Source organism: Georhizobium sp. MAB10, assembly GCF_045012825.1.
In the GTDB taxonomy this organism is placed as follows: domain Bacteria; phylum Pseudomonadota; class Alphaproteobacteria; order Rhizobiales; family Rhizobiaceae; genus Georhizobium; species Georhizobium profundi.
In genome coordinates this window covers 2,683,275-2,703,640 of the sequence record NZ_CP118314.1, presented here as the reverse complement: position 1 = coordinate 2,703,640, position 20,366 = coordinate 2,683,275, and the positions used below count along the sequence as shown (strand labels likewise).

At 62.4% G+C, this 20,366-nt stretch carries 19 protein-coding genes and 1 tRNA gene; 14 read left to right on the top strand and 6 right to left on the bottom strand.

Annotated elements, in window-relative coordinates:
- The first annotated feature begins 58 nt into the window (after positions 1-58).
- The 4 genes from serS to PU133_RS12800 all read left to right on the top strand — a co-directional run bounded on the left by serS (position 59) and on the right by PU133_RS12800 (position 4,462).
- Complete coding sequence (gene serS, locus PU133_RS12815) at positions 59-1,342, top strand: serine--tRNA ligase (protein WP_404862017.1); 1,284 nt, start codon at positions 59-61, stop codon at positions 1,340-1,342.
- Positions 1,343-1,372: 30 nt separating this feature from the next.
- Entirely contained in the window at positions 1,373-2,143 is a 771-nt protein-coding gene (gene surE / locus PU133_RS12810; RefSeq protein ID WP_404862016.1) for a 5'/3'-nucleotidase SurE, read from the top strand.
- A gap of 9 nt (positions 2,144-2,152) precedes the next feature.
- Positions 2,153-2,815: a protein-L-isoaspartate(D-aspartate) O-methyltransferase gene (locus tag PU133_RS12805; RefSeq protein ID WP_245451297.1), complete on the top strand. Its 663-nt coding sequence runs from the start codon at positions 2,153-2,155 to the stop codon at positions 2,813-2,815.
- Positions 2,816-2,926: 111 nt separating this feature from the next.
- A complete protein-coding gene (locus tag PU133_RS12800; protein ID WP_404862015.1) occupies positions 2,927-4,462 on the top strand; it encodes a LysM peptidoglycan-binding domain-containing protein in 1,536 nt (511 codons plus the stop codon).
- Positions 4,463-4,522: 60 nt separating this feature from the next.
- Here the strand turns inward: PU133_RS12800 and PU133_RS12795 are convergent, their stop codons facing one another.
- Positions 4,523-5,410, bottom strand: a complete 888-nt coding sequence (locus PU133_RS12795) for an ATP-binding protein (RefSeq protein WP_404862014.1) — start codon at positions 5,408-5,410, stop codon at positions 4,523-4,525.
- 182 nt (positions 5,411-5,592) lie between these two features.
- Between PU133_RS12795 and yajC the strand changes: the two genes are divergently transcribed.
- From yajC to PU133_RS12760, 7 genes are all read left to right on the top strand, one after another.
- Entirely contained in the window at positions 5,593-5,916 is a 324-nt protein-coding gene (gene yajC, locus PU133_RS12790) for a preprotein translocase subunit YajC (protein ID WP_126010510.1), read from the top strand.
- Positions 5,917-6,016: 100 nt separating this feature from the next.
- Positions 6,017-8,584 (top strand): protein translocase subunit SecDF, encoded by a 2,568-nt coding sequence (secDF, locus tag PU133_RS12785; protein ID WP_404862013.1) that lies wholly within the window; start codon positions 6,017-6,019, stop codon positions 8,582-8,584.
- 4 nt (positions 8,585-8,588) lie between these two features.
- Positions 8,589-8,975, top strand: a complete 387-nt coding sequence (locus tag PU133_RS12780; RefSeq protein ID WP_126010508.1) for an Mth938-like domain-containing protein — start codon at positions 8,589-8,591, stop codon at positions 8,973-8,975.
- Positions 8,976-8,981: 6 nt separating this feature from the next.
- Positions 8,982-9,848: a phytoene/squalene synthase family protein gene (locus tag PU133_RS12775; RefSeq protein ID WP_404862012.1), complete on the top strand. Its 867-nt coding sequence runs from the start codon at positions 8,982-8,984 to the stop codon at positions 9,846-9,848.
- 120 nt (positions 9,849-9,968) lie between these two features.
- The gene (locus PU133_RS12770; protein ID WP_404862011.1) at positions 9,969-10,430 is read left to right on the top strand and encodes a hypothetical protein; all 462 of its coding nucleotides are present in this window, start codon (positions 9,969-9,971) and stop codon (positions 10,428-10,430) included.
- Positions 10,417-11,361: a sterol desaturase family protein gene (locus tag PU133_RS12765; protein WP_404862010.1), complete on the top strand. Its 945-nt coding sequence runs from the start codon at positions 10,417-10,419 to the stop codon at positions 11,359-11,361. The genes PU133_RS12770 and PU133_RS12765 overlap by 14 nt, the downstream gene beginning before the upstream one ends.
- A complete protein-coding gene (locus tag PU133_RS12760; RefSeq protein WP_404862009.1) occupies positions 11,358-13,133 on the top strand; it encodes a DUF4153 domain-containing protein in 1,776 nt (591 codons plus the stop codon). The genes PU133_RS12765 and PU133_RS12760 overlap by 4 nt, the downstream gene beginning before the upstream one ends.
- Before the next feature lie 21 nt (positions 13,134-13,154).
- Here PU133_RS12760 and trmFO read toward each other — a convergent pair whose 3' ends face one another.
- The 4 genes from trmFO to PU133_RS12740 all read right to left on the bottom strand — a co-directional run bounded on the left by trmFO (position 13,155) and on the right by PU133_RS12740 (position 15,425).
- Positions 13,155-14,591 (bottom strand): methylenetetrahydrofolate--tRNA-(uracil(54)-C(5))-methyltransferase (FADH(2)-oxidizing) TrmFO, encoded by a 1,437-nt coding sequence (gene trmFO / locus PU133_RS12755; protein WP_404862008.1) that lies wholly within the window; start codon positions 14,589-14,591, stop codon positions 13,155-13,157.
- Positions 14,592-14,634: 43 nt separating this feature from the next.
- Positions 14,635-14,775 carry a DUF1127 domain-containing protein gene (locus PU133_RS12750; protein WP_404862007.1) on the bottom strand — a complete coding sequence of 47 codons (141 nt, stop codon included), beginning with the start codon at positions 14,773-14,775 and terminating at the stop codon, positions 14,635-14,637.
- 186 nt (positions 14,776-14,961) lie between these two features.
- Positions 14,962-15,105 (bottom strand): DUF1127 domain-containing protein, encoded by a 144-nt coding sequence (locus tag PU133_RS12745; RefSeq protein WP_404862006.1) that lies wholly within the window; start codon positions 15,103-15,105, stop codon positions 14,962-14,964.
- A 179-nt stretch (positions 15,106-15,284) separates the two neighbouring features.
- On the bottom strand, positions 15,285-15,425 hold the full coding sequence (locus PU133_RS12740) for a DUF1127 domain-containing protein (protein WP_126010500.1): 141 nt from the start codon (positions 15,423-15,425) through the stop codon (positions 15,285-15,287).
- 801 nt (positions 15,426-16,226) lie between these two features.
- Here PU133_RS12740 and PU133_RS12735 point away from each other — a divergent pair.
- The 3 genes from PU133_RS12735 (at position 16,227) to PU133_RS12725 (ending at position 19,557) form a co-directional block, all read left to right on the top strand.
- Positions 16,227-16,311 (top strand) — tRNA-Leu (locus tag PU133_RS12735).
- Positions 16,312-16,409: 98 nt separating this feature from the next.
- Complete coding sequence (tig, locus tag PU133_RS12730) at positions 16,410-17,894, top strand: trigger factor (protein ID WP_404862005.1); 1,485 nt, start codon at positions 16,410-16,412, stop codon at positions 17,892-17,894.
- 118 nt (positions 17,895-18,012) lie between these two features.
- Complete coding sequence (locus tag PU133_RS12725) at positions 18,013-19,557, top strand: cryptochrome/photolyase family protein (protein WP_404862004.1); 1,545 nt, start codon at positions 18,013-18,015, stop codon at positions 19,555-19,557.
- 15 nt (positions 19,558-19,572) lie between these two features.
- On the opposite strand, the gene radC is transcribed toward PU133_RS12725, so the two are convergent.
- Positions 19,573-20,343, bottom strand: coding sequence for a DNA repair protein RadC (gene radC, locus PU133_RS12720; protein WP_404862003.1), 771 nt, complete (start codon positions 20,341-20,343; stop codon positions 19,573-19,575).
- Between the last annotated feature and the right edge of the window lie 23 nt (positions 20,344-20,366).

Sequence of the window (20,366 nt, the reverse complement as noted above, 5' to 3'; positions counted from 1 at the left end):
AGCGCGCACACGGTCATTGAACCCAATTCCACGCAGCTCGAAGACTTCTGGACGTGCCATGCTCGACATCAAATGGATCCGTGACAATCCCGGCCTCATGGACCAGGCGCTGAAGAAGCGTGGTGCCGAGCCCATCGCCGAGCGCCTGATCGCACTGGATGAGGCGCGCCGCGCGGAGATTGCCCGGCTTCAGGACATGCAGTCGCGCCGCAACGCCGCCTCGAAAGAGATCGGCACTGCCATGGCGGCCGGTGACAAAGAACGCGCCGAAGCCCTGAAGGCCGAAGTTGCTGGCCTCAAGCAGGCGATGCAGGACAGCGAAGAGGCTGCGCGTCGCAATGACGAGGAGCTGTCGGAAGCGCTCAGCGTGCTGCCGAACATCCCGGCAGACGACGTGCCCGAGGGCGCCGACGAAGGCGACAACGTCGAAATCCGCACCCATGGTGACAAGCCAACCTGGACCCATCCGGCCAAGGAGCATTTCGAGATCGGCGAAGCGCTCGGCGGCATGGATTTCGAGGGTGCCTCAAAGATTTCCGGCGCACGTTTTACGGTCCTCAAGGGCGATCTTGCCCGTCTGGAACGCGCGCTTGGTCAGTTCATGCTGGACCTGCACACGACCGAACATGGCTATCAGGAAGTCTCGCCGCCCTTGCTGGTGCGTGACCCGGCCCTGTTCGGCACAGGTCAGCTGCCGAAGTTCGAAGAAGATCTCTTCAAGACAGGCGACGGCCGCTATCTGATCCCGACCGCTGAAGTGCCTTTGACGAACCTCGTGCGCGACGAGATCGTGGACATGGCCACATTGCCGCTGCGCTTCACGGCACTGACGCCGAGCTTCCGCTCCGAAGCGGGTTCTGCCGGCCGCGACACGCGCGGAATGCTGCGTCAGCATCAGTTCATGAAATGCGAGCTCGTCTCCATCACCGATGCGGAGAGTTCGGTGGCGGAGCATGAGCGGATGACGGCCTGTGCGGAGGAGGTCCTGAAGCGCCTCGGCCTGCACTATCGTGTCGTGACGCTCTGCACCGGCGACATGGGCTTCAGCGCCCGCAAGACCTATGACATCGAAGTCTGGCTGCCTGGCCAGAACGCCTATCGCGAAATTTCATCCTGCTCGGTCTGCGGCGACTTTCAGGCTCGGCGGATGAACGCCCGTTACCGCGTCGCCGGCGAGAAGACGATGCGCTTCGTGCACACGCTGAACGGTTCGGGCATAGCGGTCGGGCGCGCTCTCATCGCCGTGCTGGAGAACTATCTGAACGCGGATGGGTCTGTAACCATTCCCGAGGCGCTGGTTCCTTACATGGGTGGCAAGACGCGGATCGAGGCAGTTCGCTAGGACGGACGGACAAACAAGGGAGCGAGGCGCTTGCGCATTCTTCTGACCAATGACGACGGCATTCATGCCGAAGGCCTGAAGGTGCTGGAGCGCATCGCGGCAACGCTGTCCGACGACGTGTGGGTCGTCGCGCCGGAAACCGATCAGAGCGGGCTCGCCCATTCGCTGACCCTGTCGGAGCCCTTGCGGTTGCGCAAAGAAGGTGACCGGCGCTTCGCGCTTCGCGGCACGCCGACTGATTGTGTTATCATGGGCGTGCGCGAAGTGATGGACAGTCCGCCTGATCTCGTTCTGTCCGGCGTCAATGCAGGCCAGAACATCGCCGAAGACGTGTCCTATTCCGGCACCGTTGCAGGTGCGATCGAAGGCACGCTGCTCGGCATCAGGTCGATCGCGCTCAGCCAGGCGTTTCTGTCCCATCGTGAACGCCGCATCGACTGGGAAACGGTCGGCCGCCACGCACCGGCGCTGTTGAAGCGTCTCATCGGCCTGGAGATCCCGCGCGACACCTTCCTCAACGTCAACTTCCCGCCTTGCGGCCCGGAAGATGTCGTCGGCGTCAAAGTCGCGTCCCAGGCGCGCCGCCTGCATGGCCTGTCGATGGAAAAGCGCGCGGACGGCCGCGGCTTTCCCTATTACTGGCTGCGGTTCTCCCGCGATGCTGCCGAAGACATTGCACCCGGCACCGATGTCGAGGCGATGACCGAAAATCGCATATCGGTAACGCCGCTTAAACTGGATATGACCGATTATAAGTTTCAGGCGCACCTGGCAGAGGTGCTGCAAGACGCAGCAGAGTGATCGTCGTCCTTGATTGACAGCCGAAATCCTCTTGGAGAGATCGAAGGCTTTGCGAGCCTGCTCCTGCGTTTGCGGCGGGAAGGCATCGCGGACGCGACCCTGCTTGCCGCCTTGGAAGAGACGCCCCGCTCGCAATTCGTGCCCCCGATCCATGCGGATCTGGCGTACTCGTCGCGGATGATTCCGATCGAGTGCGGCACCTTCATGGAAGGCGCGGACCTGATGGCGCGTCTTCTTTACCAGCTCGATCTGAAGGCGGGGCAGCGGGTGCTGGAAGTCGGCACCGGCTCCGGTTTCGCCGCAGCCGTCATGGCGCGCATCGTCGACCGGGTGGTCAGCGTCGAGCGCTACCGTACGCTGCATGCCATTGCGCAGCAGCGGCTGGAGCATTTCGGCCTGCGGAATGTCGCGCTCAAGCTCGCCGATGGCCGGCAGGGTGTCGCTGGCGAGGGGACATTCGACCGCATCTTCGTCGCGGGCGCCTTCGAGCAGATGCCGCGAAGCTTCGTCGATCATCTTGCACCGGAAGGGCAGATGCTGACGGGCATCATCAAGGAAAACGGCCGGGTCGTCCTGTCGCGGCTGACTCGCATCGGCAACCGCTTCGAACGCACCGATGGGCCTGAGCTGCCCTATCTGCCGCTGGTCCCCGGCGTCGCAGCGCGCATCTAATAGCGGAAATCACGAAATCGATCGGCTTTTCTGCGGGTTATTCGCATCTTGTGCGGGACAATGCGTGGCGCATTAACCGGCGGGTAACATTAACAGGGCTTAATGACGGTCATGCGTATCTGCGTCGTCTTGGGGCTCTACATGCGAAAGACTGGTCCATCTAAATCCGCCAAATCCGCCGGCGTCATCGGCGCGGCACTGCTGGCCGTCCTTCTCGCCGGCTGCAGCTCTGAATCCCTGAGGCTTGGCGGTCTCGACAATTTCACCACCGCCACGGTACCGACCCCGCAGGAAAACGTTGGCCAGGGTGGCATGGGGCAGGGAATGGCGGCGCCTCAGCAGGCAGCGGTTTCCCAGCCTTACCCCGGCGATCAAAGCTATTCTTCCGGCCAGTATGCGCTCGCTCCGACCGGTGGCGTGCAGCGTTCCCAGTTGGCGCCGACGTCGGCCGCCCCCATGACGCCGGACACGATGACGACGGCAACGACCCCGGTGGCCACGGCGCCGGTCATTCCTCCGGCAACGGCGAGCGCCAACCGGCCCCGTGGCTGGTCGACCGAAGGTGCGCCGCGCGTCACCGTGCAGCCGAATGAAACACTCTTCAGCATCTCGCAGCGCTACAGCGTGCCCGTCGAGCAGATCATGCAGGCAAACGGCATCAGCGACGCATCCCAGATCAGAAGCGGTCAGCAGATCGTCATCCCGGGCTATAGCCGCGGCGGCACCGTCGCTTCGGCAGCACCTGCCCAGCCGGCGCCTGCCCAGCTTGCGGCTCCCGCAGCGCAGCAGATGGCAGCCGCTTCGTCGGCAGTGGACCCGCGTCTTGCCGAACGGTCGCTCAACGAGCAGGCCGCGCAGCTGACAGCGCCTGCCGCCTCGGCTCCTTCGGCGGGTGGTTCGACCTACACCGTCAAGGCAGGCGATACGCTGAGCCGCATTTCGCGCGAGACCGGTGTTTCCGTTGCGGCTCTTCGCCAGGCGAACAACATTTCGGGCGACAACATCCGTCTTGGCCAGACGCTGAATCTGGGTGGTGCAGCCGCTCCGCAGCCGGCAACGACGGCTGTCGCACAGGCCCCCGCTCAGCAGCCGCGGGTCGACCCGCAGCAGACCGCCGCCGTCACCACTGCTGCAGCTGCACCCGCCGCCCAGCCGCAGCAGCCTGCGGCGCCGCAGCAGAGCTACACGCCCCCGGCAGCCAGCGAGCCAGCTGCACGCATCGACGACGCCGTCGGCAACGATGTCGCCGCGATCGCTCCGGAAGCAACGGGCATCGGCAAGCTTCGCTGGCCGGTTCGCGGCCAGGTCGTAACGGCGTTCGGTGCTCAGGATGGCAGCGTGCGCAATGACGGCATCGACATTTCGGTGCCGGAAGGCTCCGAGATCAAGGCAGCCGAGAACGGCGTCGTCATTTATGCAGGCTCCGGCCTCAAGGAATACGGCAACACCGTTCTGGTGCGTCACGACAACGGCTTGGTCACGGTCTACGGCCATGCAAGGGAGCTGAAAGTCAATCGAGGCGACAACGTCACGCGCGGTCAGGTCATCGCGGCATCGGGCATGACGGGCACGGCAACACAGCCGAAAGTCCATTTCGAGGTGCGCGAAAACGCCACGCCGGTGGACCCGACCCGCTTCCTCGACTGACAGTCGATCACAAGTTTCAAAAATCGCGGCGCCCATGTGGCGCCGCTTTCGTTTGCGCCGTCAGGCGCGCCGGGCTGTGAGCGCCTTACCGCTTCGGCCGGCGAGATCCTGAATGTACTGCCAGGCGACGCGGCCGGACCGATCGCCCCGCGTCGTCGCCCATTCAAGCGATTCTCGCCTGAGCGTGTCCGCATCGGCATCGAGGCCGTAATGGCTGGCATAGGACGTCACCATGGCAAGGTAGTCGTCCTGGCTGCATTTGTGAAAGCCGAGCCAGAGCCCGAACCTGTCCGACAGAGAGACTTTTTCCTCAACCGCCTCGGAGGGATTGATCGCCGTCGAGCGCTCGTTCTCCATCATGTCGCGCGGCAGCAGGTGGCGGCGGTTGGACGTCGCGTAAAACAACACGTTCTCCGGACGCCCCTCGATCCCGCCATCGAGCGCGGCCTTGAGCGATTTGTAGTCCGTATCGTCGTGATCGAACGATAGATCGTCGCAGAAAAGGAGGATGCGGTACGCCGTTTCCAGGCGCAGAACAGCCATCAGACGCGGTAGAAGAGCGATGTCTTCGCGGTGAATTTCCACGAGCTTCAGCGGAGGCCGTGCCGGATCGGCGCTTGCCGTCAGCGTCGCATGCGTCGCCTTGATCAGGGAGGATTTGCCCATGCCGCGGGCGCCCCAGAGCAGCACATTGTTGGCCGGGAGGCCATCGGCAAACCGTTGTGTGTTTTCGACGAAGATGTCGCGGACGCGATCGACGCCCTTGATGAGGCTGAGGTCGATACGATTCGGCTGAGGAACGGGCTTCAGCGTTCCCGTCTCACCTTCGAAGAGGAAGCACTGGGCCGCAGCCAGATCCGGTTTCGGCCACTGACGACCGCCTCGCTCGACAGCCAGGCGCAGCAGGCGCACCTCCTCGATCAACTCGCTCAACACTGCCTTCGTCATCCGCCTCTACCCAGCCTCCACCAACGTTGAGGGCGCGGTTAGCATGTCATGCCACCGGGCGAAAGACGACGGCTTGGATGACGCGCCCAGTTCGGTTGCATTCCAAGGCGTCGTGGCTATATTCCGCGCACGCCAAGGGGGGCAAAAAGCCGCCGCAACGAGTTTTCCGAAGGAGCCTATTCATGTTCGTCACTCCGGCCTATGCGCAGTCCGCGGGCGGCGGCGCCGAGATCGTCATGTCGATCCTGCCGTTCATCCTGATCTTCGTCATCATGTACTTCCTCATCATCCGGCCTCAGCGCCAGCAGATGAAGAAGCGCGAGGAAATGCTGAAGGGTATTCGTCGTGGCGACCAGATCGTGACGGGCGGTGGCATCCTGGCACGCGTCACCAAGGTGATCGACGACACCGAACTGGAAGCGGAAATTGCCGAGGGCACCAAGGTGCGTATTGCCCGCGCGCTGATTGCCGACGTCCGCGTCAAGGGCGAGCCGGTCAAGGAATAGCCCTTCGCCGTAGAAAGACCATCCTGCGCTCCTAGAGGGGGCGCATAGACCGCGGACCGATGGAGCCATCGGTCCGCAATCCAATTGAAAGCACCTCGCCATGCTGTATTTCGCCCGCTGGAAAACCATCCTGATCTGGCTCGTGGTTCTCGCCGGCGTCGTCGTCGCGGCACCGAACCTGGTCTCGCAGGAACGGCTGGCGGGTCTGCCCGATTGGCTGCCTAAGCGGCAGATGACACTGGGCCTCGATCTGCAGGGTGGCGTCCATCTCCTGCTCGAGATCGATCGCGACGACATCGTCGAAGAACGTCTGCGCACCGTCGAGAGCGACGTCAGGCAGTATCTGCGTGAAGCCGGTATCGGCTATACCGGTCTCGTACGTTCCGATACGTCGGTCCGCGTGCGCATCCGCGATGCGGGGCAGCTCGCCGCAGCACGCACGGCTCTCCAGCCGCTGACGGCGCCGGTCAATTCCGGCCTGTTTGGCGGCGGAACGGTGAGCGAAGTCGCGATCAACGAGCCGGAAACGGGCGTCCTCAACATCGGGCTCACGGATTCCGGGATCGACTACCGCATGTCGTCGGCAGTCGCGCAGTCGGTCGAAGTGGTTCGCCGCCGTATCGACGAACTCGGCACGACTGAGCCGACCATCCAGCGCCAGGGCTCCAACCGCGTGCTCGTGCAGGTTCCGGGCGAGGCCGATCCGCAGCGCGTCAAGGATCTGATCGGTCAGACCGCTCGACTGTCGTTCCGCATGGTCGATACGTCCATCCCGGTGCAGGAGGCGATCAACGGCCGGCCTCCCGCCACCTCGGAAGTGCTGCAGTCCGTCGAAGGTGACCAGCCTTACCTCGTCGAAATCCGCGAGCTCGTTTCTGGCGAGAGCCTGACCGATTCCCAGGCTGGCTTCGATCAGCGCACCAACGAGCCGATCGTGACGTTCCGCTTCGATTCACGCGGTGCCCAGGCATTCGGCGCGGCGACGCAGCAGAATGTCGGCCGTCCTTTCGCGATCGTGCTCGACAACCAGGTCATCTCCGCACCTGTCATCAACGAACCTATCCTCGGTGGATCTGGCCAGATCTCCGGCAGCTTCACGCCGCAGACGGCCAATGACCTCGCCATCCTCCTGCGCGCCGGTGCGCTGCCGGCGGACCTGACCGTCGTCGAAGAACGCGCAGTCGGTCCTGGTCTCGGCGCCGATTCCATCGCGGCCGGCCAGTTCGCATCTATCATCGGCGGCCTGCTGGTCGTGGTGTTCATGGTTGTGGCTTATGGCCAGCTCGGCATCATCGCCAACATCGCGCTTGTCGCCAACGTCGCACTCATCATCGCGATCCTGACATTCCTCGGTGCGACGCTCACCTTGCCGGGCATCGCCGGCATCATCCTCACCATGGGGATGGCGGTCGATTCCAACGTCATCATCTATGAGCGCGTCAAGGAAGAGCGCAGACAGGGACGCAGCCTTGTTCAGTCGCTCGATGCGGGCTTTTCCCGCGCCATGGCTACGGTTCTCGACGCCAACATGACCACGCTGATCGCCGCCGTGATCCTGTTCTATCTCGGCTCTGGCCCGGTTCGCGGCTTCGCCATCACGCTTGCGATCGGCATCGTGACGACCGTCTTTACTGCCTTCACGCTCACCCGCTGGCTGATCGCGTTCTGGCTGCGTCGGGCCAAGCCAAAGGAAATGCCGAAGGGCATGGTCACGCTGGTGCCGCCGGATACGAAGATTGGCTTCATGCGCTGGCGCAAGGCTGCTTTCGGCTTCTCGATCGTCTCGTCCATTGCCGCGATCGCCATGTTCTTCACTATGGGCCTGAACTACGGCATCGACTTCCTTGGCGGGTCGAGCATCGAAGTGCGCGCCCAGTCGGGTGCCGCCGATGTCGCCGATGTCCGCAACAGGCTCGGCAGCCTGCAGATCGGCGAGGTCCAGGTTCAGGAATTCGGTTCCGAAAGCGATCTGCTCGTCCGCATCGGCTCTGCCGAGGACGACGTGACGACACAGGCGAACGTCACTGCCGCACAACAGGAACTGGCTTCCGACTACGAAATCCGGCGTGTCGAAGTGGTCGGGCCAACGGTTTCGTCTGAACTGGCACTGGCCGGCACGATCGGCGTTCTTGCCGCGATGGCGGCGATGCTCGTCTACATCTGGCTGCGGTTTGAATGGCACTTTGGCCTGGGCGCCATCGCCTCGACCCTGCATGACGTGATCCTGATGATCGGGTTCTTCGTGCTCTTCGGCATCGAATTCAATCTGACGAGTATCGCGGCCATCCTCACGATCGTGGGCTATTCGATCAACGACACCGTGGTCGTCTACGACCGCGTGCGTGAGAATCTGCGGCGCTACAAGAAGATGCCGTTGATCGAGCTTCTGGATCTGTCGATGAACCAGACGCTTTCGCGAACTGTGCTCACCGGCATCACGACGCTGCTGGCCTTGACGGCGCTCTACCTGTTCGGCGGTGAAGTCATTGCCTCGTTCACGCTGGCAATGATCATCGGTATCGTCGTCGGTACTTACTCGTCGATCTTCATCGCCGGTCCGATGCTCGTGCTTTTCAACCTTCGTCCGGGCGCGTTGTCGCTCGATGATGGCAACGAGCGCGGCAGCACGACCGAGGGTGCGATCGATCAGCGTCCTGGAACGGCCTGAGCCCATGGCAAAAGGCATCGTCATTCGCGAAGCGCACTTTCCGGGACGCGCACCCATCGACGCATATGGGGATGGTGGCTTCCGGTTTGCCGATATGTCGCATCGCGGATCGCTGCTGTGCCTGCCGTCGGGCATTCACGGCTGGTCGGCGGAGGAGGGCGCGGCACTGGATGTCGAGCTCTTCGAGCGGGTGCTGGCGGAAGCCGGCGACATCGAGGTGTTGCTGGTCGGCACGGGCCGCGAAATCCGACCTCTCCCCAAGGAGCTGAAGGCCGCGTTTCGGGCAGCCGGCATGACGTCCGACCCCATGAGCACAGGTGCGGCCGTGCGGACCTACAATGTCATGCTGGCCGAATCGCGCGCTGTCGCCGCTGCCTTGATCGTCGTTTGATCCCCCATGGATCGCGAGGCCGACGGCACGCTGACGCAACACGAAGCATACTGCCTCGCTGAGCTGCGCGAGCTCGACCGGGACCGCTATCTCGCCTGCCTGCTTTCACCGGCTTCGGTCCGCGGAGCGCTCGCTTCGCTCTATCTGTTCAATGCAGAGATCGCGCGTGTTCGCGACCTCGTACGTGAGCCATTGGCCGGCGAAGTGCGCCTGCAGTGGTGGCGCGATGTGATCACCGGTTCGGGTACGAGCACCGCAGCAGGCCACCCGGCTGCCGAGGCGGTTCTCGCCGCGATCGACCGACATCGCCTGCCGCGCGATGCCTTCGATCGTTTCATCGAGGCTCGCCTCTTCGATCTCTACGATGATCCCATGCCGGACCGCGCAGGCTTCGAAGCCTATGCCGGTGAGACGGCAGCGACGGTCATCCAGCTCGCGGCGGTGATTCTGGGTGGAGAGCGGGCAACGAGTGCTGCCGAAGCAGCAGGCCATGCAGGCGTTGCACAGGTGGTCGCCGGCACGCTGCTCCTGCTGCCCATCCACCATGCACGCGGCCAGCTGCTGGTGCCGGGCGATATTCTCTCGGCATGCGGCACCGATGCCGAATCGTTTCTGGGTGAGCGGCACCACGAAGGATCGGTGATTGCAGCCCTCGTCGCCTATGGACGCGATCATCTCGAGCGGGCACGCAGCGCCGCGAAACGGATGGACAGGGACCTGTTCGCCGCCTTCCTGCCAATTGCGCTCGTGGCCCCGATCCTTGATCGTGCGGCGCGGTCGGGGAAGACGATCGATGGTCTCTCGAGCATACAGCCACCCCAGTGGCGGCGACAGCTCAGGTTGCTTCGGGCTGCCTCAACAAGTCGTTTCTGACCACGACGAAGCGGCCGCAACGAAGGTGCTTGATCATCGGGCCGTTCATTGACAGCTTGACCGGCAGGGGGAGCTGGTTGCAAGGCTGGTGCGTATTCACGCTCTTGGGAGGCGGTTGCAGTGAGTCTCGGTCTGCTCGTTGCCATTGTGATAGGCGGTATCGTGCTCGTGGTCCTGACGGTTCATCGCTCAGGCGGCTCCGCACAGGCATTGCTGGATGATGCCGGCGCCGCGATCGTCGAATTCGGCAAGGCGTACCCGGCTCTTCCTATCCGCGACGTCGTGCTGACCGCGGATCGACGCGCTGCGTTCCTTCGCCTAGCCGACCAGCAGACGGGCTTCGTTCAGGCACACGGACGTCACACGATTGCACGCCTGCTGCAGGGAGGCGCCGTGCATGTGTCGGCAGGGCCGGAAGCGCGCTCGCTCGCGATCGATTTCAAGGAAACCACATTCAAGGGCGGCGTCTTCGTGTTCGCATCGGCGGAAGACGCCGCCGAAGTGTCGCTATGGCTCATCGGATCCCTGATTGCTGCCAGGGATGAAGAGCGGCCGTCCCGCGGAGAGAATGCCGATGCCTGATTTTCCGGATGTCACGCAACTCGCCATCCCGCTGTTCATCGGCGCGATGCTCATCGAAATCGTGCTGATCCGTCGGTTCAAGCGGCGCGGTGCCTTCGAAACGCGCGATACGCTGGCGAGCCTGCTGCTCGGCACCGGCAATGTCGTCTCCGGTCTGCTGCTCGGTTTCGTGTCTTTCGGCGTTCTGATCTGGGCGTGGGACTATCGCATCTTCGATTTCGGCACGTCCTGGTGGGCCATCGCGCTCTGCTTCGTGCTCGATGATCTGCGCTACTACTGGTATCACCGCATCGCCCATCGTTCCCGCTGGGTCTGGGCGGAGCACGTGATCCACCATTCCTCGCAGCACTACAATCTCTCCACCGCGCTTCGCCAGAGTTGGACCGGCACCTTCACGGGGATGTTCATCCTACGGCTGCCGCTGGTGCTGATCGGCTTCCATCCACTTGTCATCCTGTTCGTCGGCGGGCTCAATCTCGTCTATCAGTTCTGGATCCACACCGAGACGATCGGGAAGATGTGGCGGCCGATCGAATGGATCTTCAACACGCCATCGCATCATCGCGTGCACCACGCGACCAATCCGCGGTATCTGGATGCCAACTATGCCGGTTGCCTGATCATTTGGGATCGCATGTTCGGCACCTTCGTTCCGGAGTTGGATAGCGACCAGCCGCGCTACGGGATCGTCCGCAATGTCGGCACCTTCAATCCGATCCGGCTCGCATTTCACGAATGGATCGACATGTTCAAGGATGCCGCACGCCCCGGGCTGACCTTGCGCCAGAGGCTCGGATACCTGTTCGCGCCGCCAGGCTGGAGCCACGACGGCTCGCGTCAGGGGTCGCTCGAACTGAAGGAAGAGTATGTGCGCCAAAACCCTGATCAGATCGGAACGCCGGGCCTGCCGGGGCAGGGCGTAGCCCCGTGACATCAGTGGAGCAGAACCAGTCTTCGACCGGCCCGCGCAAGGGCTGGGGCAGCGTGATCGGCGAGATGTTCGATGGTACGCTCAAGGCGCTGCGGCGTTTTCCAGTCGTGGCGCTACTTCTGGTGCTCATCACCATCGAGGCAAATGGCCGTGTCGGCGAATGGTGGCCATTGTTCTGGGGCGACCGCGGTTTCGCCTATCCGTTGACGGTCGCCACCATAGCGGCATTGGCTTTCTGTCTCTCGCTACAGTCGCGGCGATTGGGGCGACTACCCGAACTGCTGCTCACCGGCCTGGCCGCGCTTCTCGCCTTCTGTCTAATCGAATGGAAAGAAGCCGTTCGTCTGTACGAGCAGACTTTCGTCGTCGCACTCGCTGGGCTGGTCCTTGTCGGCCCATTCCTGCAGCGCGGCAGCAGCGAAAGCTTCTGGTTGTTCGTGGTGCGTTTTCTGTTCGCCGGCTTGCTGGGGCTTCTCGCCTTGCTTCTCTTTGCCGGCGGCTTCTCCGCAATCCTCGCGAGCCTCACCTATCTCTTTGGCATCGCGGTACCGGAGCAGGTCTATGGTCATGTCTGGGCGACAGTCGGCTGCTTTGCAGCGCCCTTGTTCGCGCTTGGCCAATTGCCGGCGGCGACGGATTTCGACACACCGGAAGACGCTCCAATTCCCGTGCGGCGCGGCATGCAGGTGCTCGGCGATTACGTGGCCGCACCGCTGCTGATCATCTACGCCGTGCTCCTGCACATCTATGCCGCGACCATCATCCTGTCGGGTGACTGGCCGGCAGGCCAGGTAGGCTGGCTCGTGCTCACCTTCGGCGTCTGCCTGTTTGCAGCGCTGATGGTCATCCACCCGTTCCTCTCCAGCGCCCGGCCGCCGACGCGACTGCTCCTGCGCTGGTGGCCCGTCATGCTGCCCGTGCCGCTGCTCCTTCTGCTGCTGGCAACCTGGCAGCGCATCTCGGTCTATGGCGTAACGCCGGATCGTTATCTGCTGGTGCTTTTCGGAGTGGTGACGGCGGCCATCCTTCTCGCTCAACTGCGTCCGAGCCTGCGCGACGATATCCGGGTCATCGCGGCACTTCCCGTTCTGGCGCTTCTCGTCACGTCCTTCGGACCCCAGGGTGCGGTCAGCATCTCGATCGAGAGCCAGAGCGAGCGGTTTCGTGCGATGGTCGCCGATCCGCCCTTCACGCCGGAAGAGAACGCCGAGGCACTCGACATTCTCAGCTATCTCGAAGTCGCAGGCGGGCTCGGCGCGGTCGAGCCCGAGGCTCTGCCGAGTTCTGCCGAGGCGGGCACGGGCCTTTCACGCCGTATCGCGGTCGCCTATGGCCTTGATCCGACACTCCGAACCACGGGCGAAGCAGGCCAGTTCAGCCGATCGTTCCAGACATCGGGTGTCATCGCCACGGATGACTACGACATCCTGATCGTCGATTTCTCTGCATACCGCGGAACGACCGCGCGCAACTGGTCCGTGCCGGGGCTGTCGCAGCCGCTGTCGATCAGCCTGCGGGACAACTCCCTTGCGCTGAGCGTCGGAAATGAAATGGTGGTCTTCGACGTTCCGGTCGACACATTGTTGGAGATGGAAGACGGGACGCCAGCCGAAGCCGCCGAGATCACTCTGTCGAGCCAAGGGCGCCAGATCAGCATTCAGCCGAATTACGTCACCTTCGATCGGTTCGACGAGCCGTCGCTCGTAAACATCGGCGGCGTTCTCTTGCTCAGGCTCTCTGACTGGAGCAGCGCCGTCCCTGTCCAGCGCTGAGCGAAGGGCCAGGTTCCGCAGCTACTCGGCGGCTTGACGGAAATCGCTGTCGCCAAGCCAGGCGGCACAATCGGCGAGCGCGCGATGCGCCATGGCGCGCTTCTTGGCGATCGTCTTGTCCTTGCCGCGAAAGCGCTTCACGCCCTCGGGCCGCACGATCGCTCCCGGGTCCAGTGGCGGGAACAGACCGAAATTGACATTCATCGGCTGGAACGACCGCTTGCCCGGCTCATCGTCGGAAACGATATGGCCACCCGTAATGTGACCCAGCAGCGAGCCGAACGCGGACGTCGCAGGCGGCACGGAAGGCGCTAGGCCTCTGGCCTCCGCTGCAGCGAAGCGGCCGGCCAGGAGACCGATTGCGGCCGATTCGACATAGCCTTCGCAGCCCGTGATCTGTCCGGCGAAGCGGATGTCCGAACGAGCCTTCAGGCGCAGCGTCGCGTCGAGCAACACCGGCGAGTTGAGATAGGTGTTGCGATGCAGGCCACCGAGACGGGCAAATTCGGCATTCTGCAGCCCGGGTATCATCCGGAAGATCTCGGTCTGTGCGCCATATTTCAGCTTGGTCTGGAAACCGACCATGTTGAAGAGCGTGCCGAGAGCATTGTCCTGGCGCAGCTGGACGACAGCATAAGCCTTTTCGGTCGGCTTGTGCGCGTTGGTCAGGCCCATCGGCTTCATCGGCCCATGGCGAAGCGTTTCGCGGCCGCGCTCGGCCATCACTTCGATCGGCAGGCACCCATCGAAATAGGGCGTGCCTTCCCAATCCTTGAAGCTCGTCTTGTCGCCGGCCAGCAACGCGTCGACGAAGGCACTGTATTCCGCTTCCGTCATCGGGCAGTTGATATAGTCCTTGCCCGTGCCGCCGGGGCCGACCTTGTCGTAGCGCGACTGATACCAGCAGATATCCATGTCGATGGACTCGGCGTGGACGATCGGCGCGATGGCATCGAAAAAGGCGAGAGCATCGGCACCCGTGACTTGGCCGATCGATTCGGCGAGCGAGGGTGCAGTCAGCGGACCAGTCGCGATGATCGTCCGGCCCCATTCGGCGGGTGGCAGGCCCGTCACTTCCTCACGCTCGATGGTGACGAGCGGATGGTCGTTCAGCGCCTTCGTTACGGCGTCGGAAAAGCCGACGCGGTCGACGGCAAGCGCGCCGCCTGCCGGCACCTGATTGAGGTCGCCGCACGCCATGATGAGCGACCCGGCAAGCCGCATCTCGGCATGCAGGACGCCCACCGCATTCGTCTCCGCATCGTCCGACCGAAATGAGTTCGAGCAGACGAGTTCGGCGAGGCCGTCGGTGAGGTGGGCATCGGTGCCGCGGATTGGTCGCATTTCGTGGAGGACGACGGGAACGCCTGCCTGAGCGATCTGCCAGGCGGCTTCCGAACCGGCAAGTCCTCCGCCGATCACGTGAACGGGCTTTGTGTGATCTGCTGTATCTGTCATGCGCGCGTCATATCATTCCGGCGCGGCAAGGCCAACGGGCGTTTCAGCGCGCCTGGCGTCCGCTGCGGGCAACGTCGAAACGCGTTAGGCCGATGTCTTCGAGCGTCTCGTTGGAGAGGCCGCGAAGCGTGTTCATGGTGCGGCGGCGGCTGAGCCACGACCGGGCATTGTTGAGAATAAGCATGGTATTCACCTGATTGGGATGTGACGGCGCACGGGCCGTCTCTTGGTGCTGCTTCTACTGCCGATTGGCGAGCGCCAGTAGCGCTGATGTCCGAGGCCAGCCATGCGGGGCAGGCAGCGCTGGGATCGATCCGAAGCGGCAACCGTGAAATGCCGATTTTTCAGGCATACGCCGGTACTTTGAGCATTACTTGACCGCGGTGCGAGCCACGACCGGGATGTCGCGTCGGGTCAGCCCGAGATCAGCGAGCTCCCGGCTCGTCATCTGCTCGAGATCCGTGCAGGCGATACGGTATTGGCGCCAGCGTCGAAAGGACTCCGTAAGGCTCATGATGCTCGCTCTGTTCGGTCCGGGACCGCAATTTGGATCACGTCGCTCAAAACAAGAGCGCCCGCCGGGGGAGGAGATCCGGCGGGCGCACTTTGTTTGATCGGCAGCTGGGAGGAGGAGGGCCGCCGATCGCTCGGCCTGACACTGGGAGGAGGAGTGTGTCCGGCCGAATTTCTTAATTAGATCGCCTGGCGAGCGATGCGCGCGATGTCAGCGCGGTTTACACCGATGTCGCTGAGTTCGCGATCCGACATACGGGCCAGTTCGTTGCGGGTCTGACGGTACTTGCGCCAGTTGTTGAAAGTGCGTGCTACGTTCATCTTCATGTCCTTCGTATTTCCCAGGCCTGCTCTTGAGCGGCCCGATCTCGTTGGACTGAAGATAGGTGCGATGGGCCAATTTGTGCAGTGCGAAATAAGCATCGTGGCTATGCGCTGGCTGCAGACCGGATCAGATCGTTAAGATTTGATTCATTTGCACGTGCATCCGCGCCCAGGCCGATGGAGCACCGGATGACGCACGACATTGCCCGCCGCCGCCAACTGGCGAAAGCGAGGCGAAGCACATCAGATGATTTATATGAGAGAGTCGGAAAAAAATAACGCCCGCTGGGGGAGGAGGATCCAGCGGGCGTCATTTGTGGCGATGAATGGTTGGGAGGAGGAGAACCATCCATCATATCGGAGAGGCAATGGGAGGAGGAGTTTGCCGCTCCGAATTCTTTGCCGCCTTACGGGCGACCCTCGATCGAGGCGCTCAGTTGCGCCGTTCGATGACTTCAACATAAGGCGACCGATCCGATTTGTGCAGTGCAATATCTGCATGGAAGCCATGCACCTTACGCAACTCTGTCACACGTCAGCTTTTGGCCGGCCTTGCGTCCGCAATGTGAGGAGGCGATCCCAGCGTTTCAAGAGCGGGCCGCTCGCTCGCCGAGGCGAACACGGTGCATGAACGCGCTCGTTGGGCGAAGGTTCCATTCGATCTTGCGTCGATGCTAAAAGAGCGGAATGGCGGCGCCAAATACCCCATTTTTCCTTTGAACCCTCCAGAACGGGTGATATAGAGACGCGCGTTCAAGGCTGGCCCGCTATGCCTTGAGTGTTGATCTGGCGAGCAGAGCGGGTGTGGTGGAATTGGTAGACACGCCAGATTTAGGTTCTGGTGGCGAAAGCCGTGGGGGTTCAAGTCCCTCCACCCGCACCAGACAGAATTGAACGCCGCTTCCGGCAATTTGAATTCCGGTTCAGCGCTCCTCGACGACGTCGCGAGAGCGCTGCCAAGAACTATCAAGAAGGTGAACGATGCAGGTAACCGAGACCCTGGCCGAAGGCCTGAAGCGCGAGATCAAAGTCGTCGTGCCAGCGCAAGAGATGGAGCAGAAGCTCAATGAGCGCCTGGCCGATGCCAAGAACAAGGTCCGTCTGAACGGCTTCCGCCCCGGCAAGGTGCCGATGTCGCATCTCAAGAAGATGTACGGCAAGTCGTTCATGGCCGATCTCGTCAATGAGATCATCCGCGACAAGCCGGGCGCGATTCTGACCGAGCGCGGCGAGCGCTCCGCCACGCAGCCTGAAATCAAGATGACCGAGGACGAGGCGGAAGCCAACGAGATCCTCGATGCCAAGAAGGACTTCGAGTTCTCGCTGGCCTACGAAGTCATCCCGGCGATCGAACTCAAGGGCGATTCCAAGTTGACGGTCACGCGCGAAGTCGTCGACATTCCGGATGAGGAAGTCGAAGAGCAAGTTCTCCGCATCGCCGAGAACGCCAAGACCTACGAGACCAAGAAGGGCAAGGCTGCCGACGGCGATCGCGTGACGATCGACTATCTCGGCAAGATCGACGGCGAGCCCTTCGATGGCGGCAAGGACGACGATGCCGAACTGGTCATCGGCTCCAAGCGCTTCATTCCCGGCTTCGAAGAGCAACTGGTCGGCGTGAAGGCCGGCGACGAGAAGACGATCACAGTTTCGTTCCCGGATGATTACCCGGCGGCCAACCTTGCGGGCAAGGAAGCCACCTTCGACATAAAGGTCAAGGACGTCGCCGCTGCGGCCGAACTGACGATCGACGACGAGCTGGCCAAGAAGCTCGGCCTCGAATCGGCCGACAAGCTGCGCGAGGTCGTCCGCGGCCAGATCGAAAGCCAGTACGGCCAGATGACCCGCCAGAAGGTAAAGCGTCAGATCCTCGACCAGCTCGACGAACTCTACCAGTTCGACACGCCCGAGACGCTGGTCGATGCCGAGTTCAACAACATCTGGACGCAGATCACCCGCGATCTCGAACAATCCGGCAAGAGCTTCGAGGACGAGGACACGACCGAAGAAGCAGCGCGCGAAGAGTATCGCAAGCTCGCCGAACGCCGCGTCCGCCTTGGTCTGGTTCTTTCCGAGATCGGCGAAAAGGCCGGCGTGAAGGTTGCCGACGAGGAAATGCAGCGCGCCCTCTATGAGCAGGTTCGCCAGTTCCCCGGCCAGGAACGCCAGATCATGGAATACTTCCAGAAGACCCCGGGTGCAGCCGCTTCGCTGCGCGCGCCGATCTTCGAGGAAAAGGTCATCGACCACCTGCTTTCCGAAGCCGACGTCACCGACAAGACCGTCAGCAAGGAAGAGCTGATGGCTGAAGACGAGGACGAGACGGGCAGCAAGGCTGAAGCTTCCGAAAAGAAGCCGGCCAAGAAGAAGGCTGCCAAGAAGGACGAGACGGCTGCCGCCGACGAGGGCGAAAAGAAGCCCGCCAAGAAGAAGGCAGCCAAGAAGGACGACGCCGAAGAGGCCTGATCCTCGCTTCGGATCTCTAAGTTCGACAAGAGGCCGTCCGCAAAACGCGGGCGGCCTTTTTCAATGCTTGCAGCGCGCTATGTGCCGGACATCGGATGGATGAAGGGCTGAGACCACAGTGGCGCAAACGAAAGACCGCACGGGCGGAAGGCTTAGATTTGTCCTTGGCGATCAACTGAGCCGCGACCTGTCTGCGCTGGAGGGAGCCGACAAGGATCGCGACGTGATCCTGATTGCGGAAGTGGGCGCCGAGGCAAGCTATGTGCGCCACCACAAGAAGAAGATCGCCTTCCTCTTCTCCGCCATGCGCCATTTCGCACGCGATCTGGAGAGCGCCGGCTTCACCGTTCACTACATGCGATTCGACGAGGGCGTCGCGTCGCTCGATGATGCGCTGAAACGGGCGATCGACGCGCATGCACTAGAAGCGGTCGTCATGACCGAGGCGGCGGAGCACCGCGTGCTGATGATGCAGAAGGAGTGGCGCGATGGGGTAGGCGTGCCCCTGACAGTTCTTCCGGACACCCGCTTTTTCTGCTCTCACAAGCGGTTCAAGGAATGGGCGGGCGAGAACCCGAAATCGCTCCGGATGGAGTATTTCTACCGCGAGATGCGCCGCCTGACCGGCTATCTGATGGACGGCGATGCACCGGAAGGCGGGAAGTGGAACTTCGACCACGACAATCGGGAGAAGCTGCCAGCCGATCTGAAAGCGCCGAAGCGGCCGACCTATACGGTCGATGACGAGACGAAGGAAGTTCTGGCGCTCGTCGCGGAGCAGTTCGAAGAAAATTTTGGCGATCTCGAGCCGTTCGACTATCCCGTCACGCGCCGGCAGGCGCTGCACTATCTGGACTGGTTCATCGACACGGCACTTCCGAACTTCGGGACCTATCAGGACGCCATGCGCCAGGGCGAGCCGTTGCTCTTTCACTCGAACCTGTCAGGTCTCATCAATTGCGGGCTGCTTTCACCACGTGAATGCTGCGACAGAGTGGAAGAAGCGTGGCGCGACGGGGCTGTGCCGATCAACGCGGCGGAGGGCTTCATCCGCCAAGTCATCGGATGGCGCGAATTCATCCGCGGGATCTACTGGCTGAAAATGCCGGACTATGCCGGTTCAAACGCCTTGTCGGCTGACAAGAAGCTGCCCGACTTCTTCTGGACGGCGAAAACCGAGATGAACTGCCTGAAGCAGTCGATCGGCGAGACCAAGGCCAATGCCTATGCCCATCACATTCAGCGCCTGATGGTCATCGGCAATTTCTGCCTGCTCGCGGGCCTCGACCCGAAGGAAGTGCAGGAATGGTACCTGCTCGTCTACCACGACGCCTATGAATGGGTGGAGATGCCGAACGTCGTCGGCATGATCCTCTATGCCGATGGCGGCTTCTTTGCCTCCAAGCCCTATGCAGCCTCCGGCGCCTATATCGACCGGATGTCGGACTATTGCGGCAACTGCCGCTACGATGTGAAGAAGAAGAACGGCGAGAAGGCCTGTCCCTTCAACTATCTCTACTGGGACTTCCTGCTGCGCAACCGTGCCGCCTTCCAGAAGAATCACCGCATGGGCGTCATCATGAAAAGTCTCGACCGGATGGGCGAAGATAAGATTGATGCCATCAGGCGCGACAGCCGGCGCTTCCTCGATAAGCTGAGCTGAACAGGCAGCCGCCTCTTACATCAGCTGCAGGCCCCGTAGGCTCGCATGGCCCTGCCGGCCGATGATAATGTGGTCATGAACGACGATGCCGAGCGGCTTTCCGGTTTCGACGATCGTGCGCGTCATGTCGATATCGGCACGCGACGGTGTCGGATCCCCTGATGGATGGTTGTGCACGAGGATCAGCGCGCTGGCCGAAAGCTCAAGCGCACGGCGCATCACTTCGCGGGGATAGACGGGCGTGTGATCGACCGTGCCGGTCTGCTGCACTTCGTCTGCAATCAGCACGTTCTTCTTGTCGAGGAACAGGATCCGAAACTGCTCCCGTGTCTCGAACGCCATGGCGGCATGGCAGTAGTCGATGACCTGCTGCCAGGAAGCCAGCACCTGGCGCGCCGCGATCTCGCCTTTCAACATGCGTTGGCCGACCGCCGCCACCACTTTGAGATCGAGCGCCGCCGCCTCGCCGATACCGTCGATCTCGCTGAGAAGATGCGGCGGTGCGCCGAGGACCTCCGACAAGGATCCGAACCGCGCGATCAGCGCCTTTGCGATTGGTTTTGTGTCGCGTCTGGGCAGTATGCGGAAGAGCAGAAGCTCCAGAAGCTCGTAATCTGCAAGCCCTTGGACACCATTGTCTCGAAAGCGGTCGCGCAGCCGGTCTCGGTGCCCATGGTAGTGGGCGGGCGCCGTCTTCGTGGCACGAGGCGGCTGGACCGGGCCTTCTGCGAAAAAGGCGCGTTCGTCGGCGAACTGATCATCGTCCGGCTCTGTGATCGATGCCATGACGAATGTCCCCGCCGTGCCGC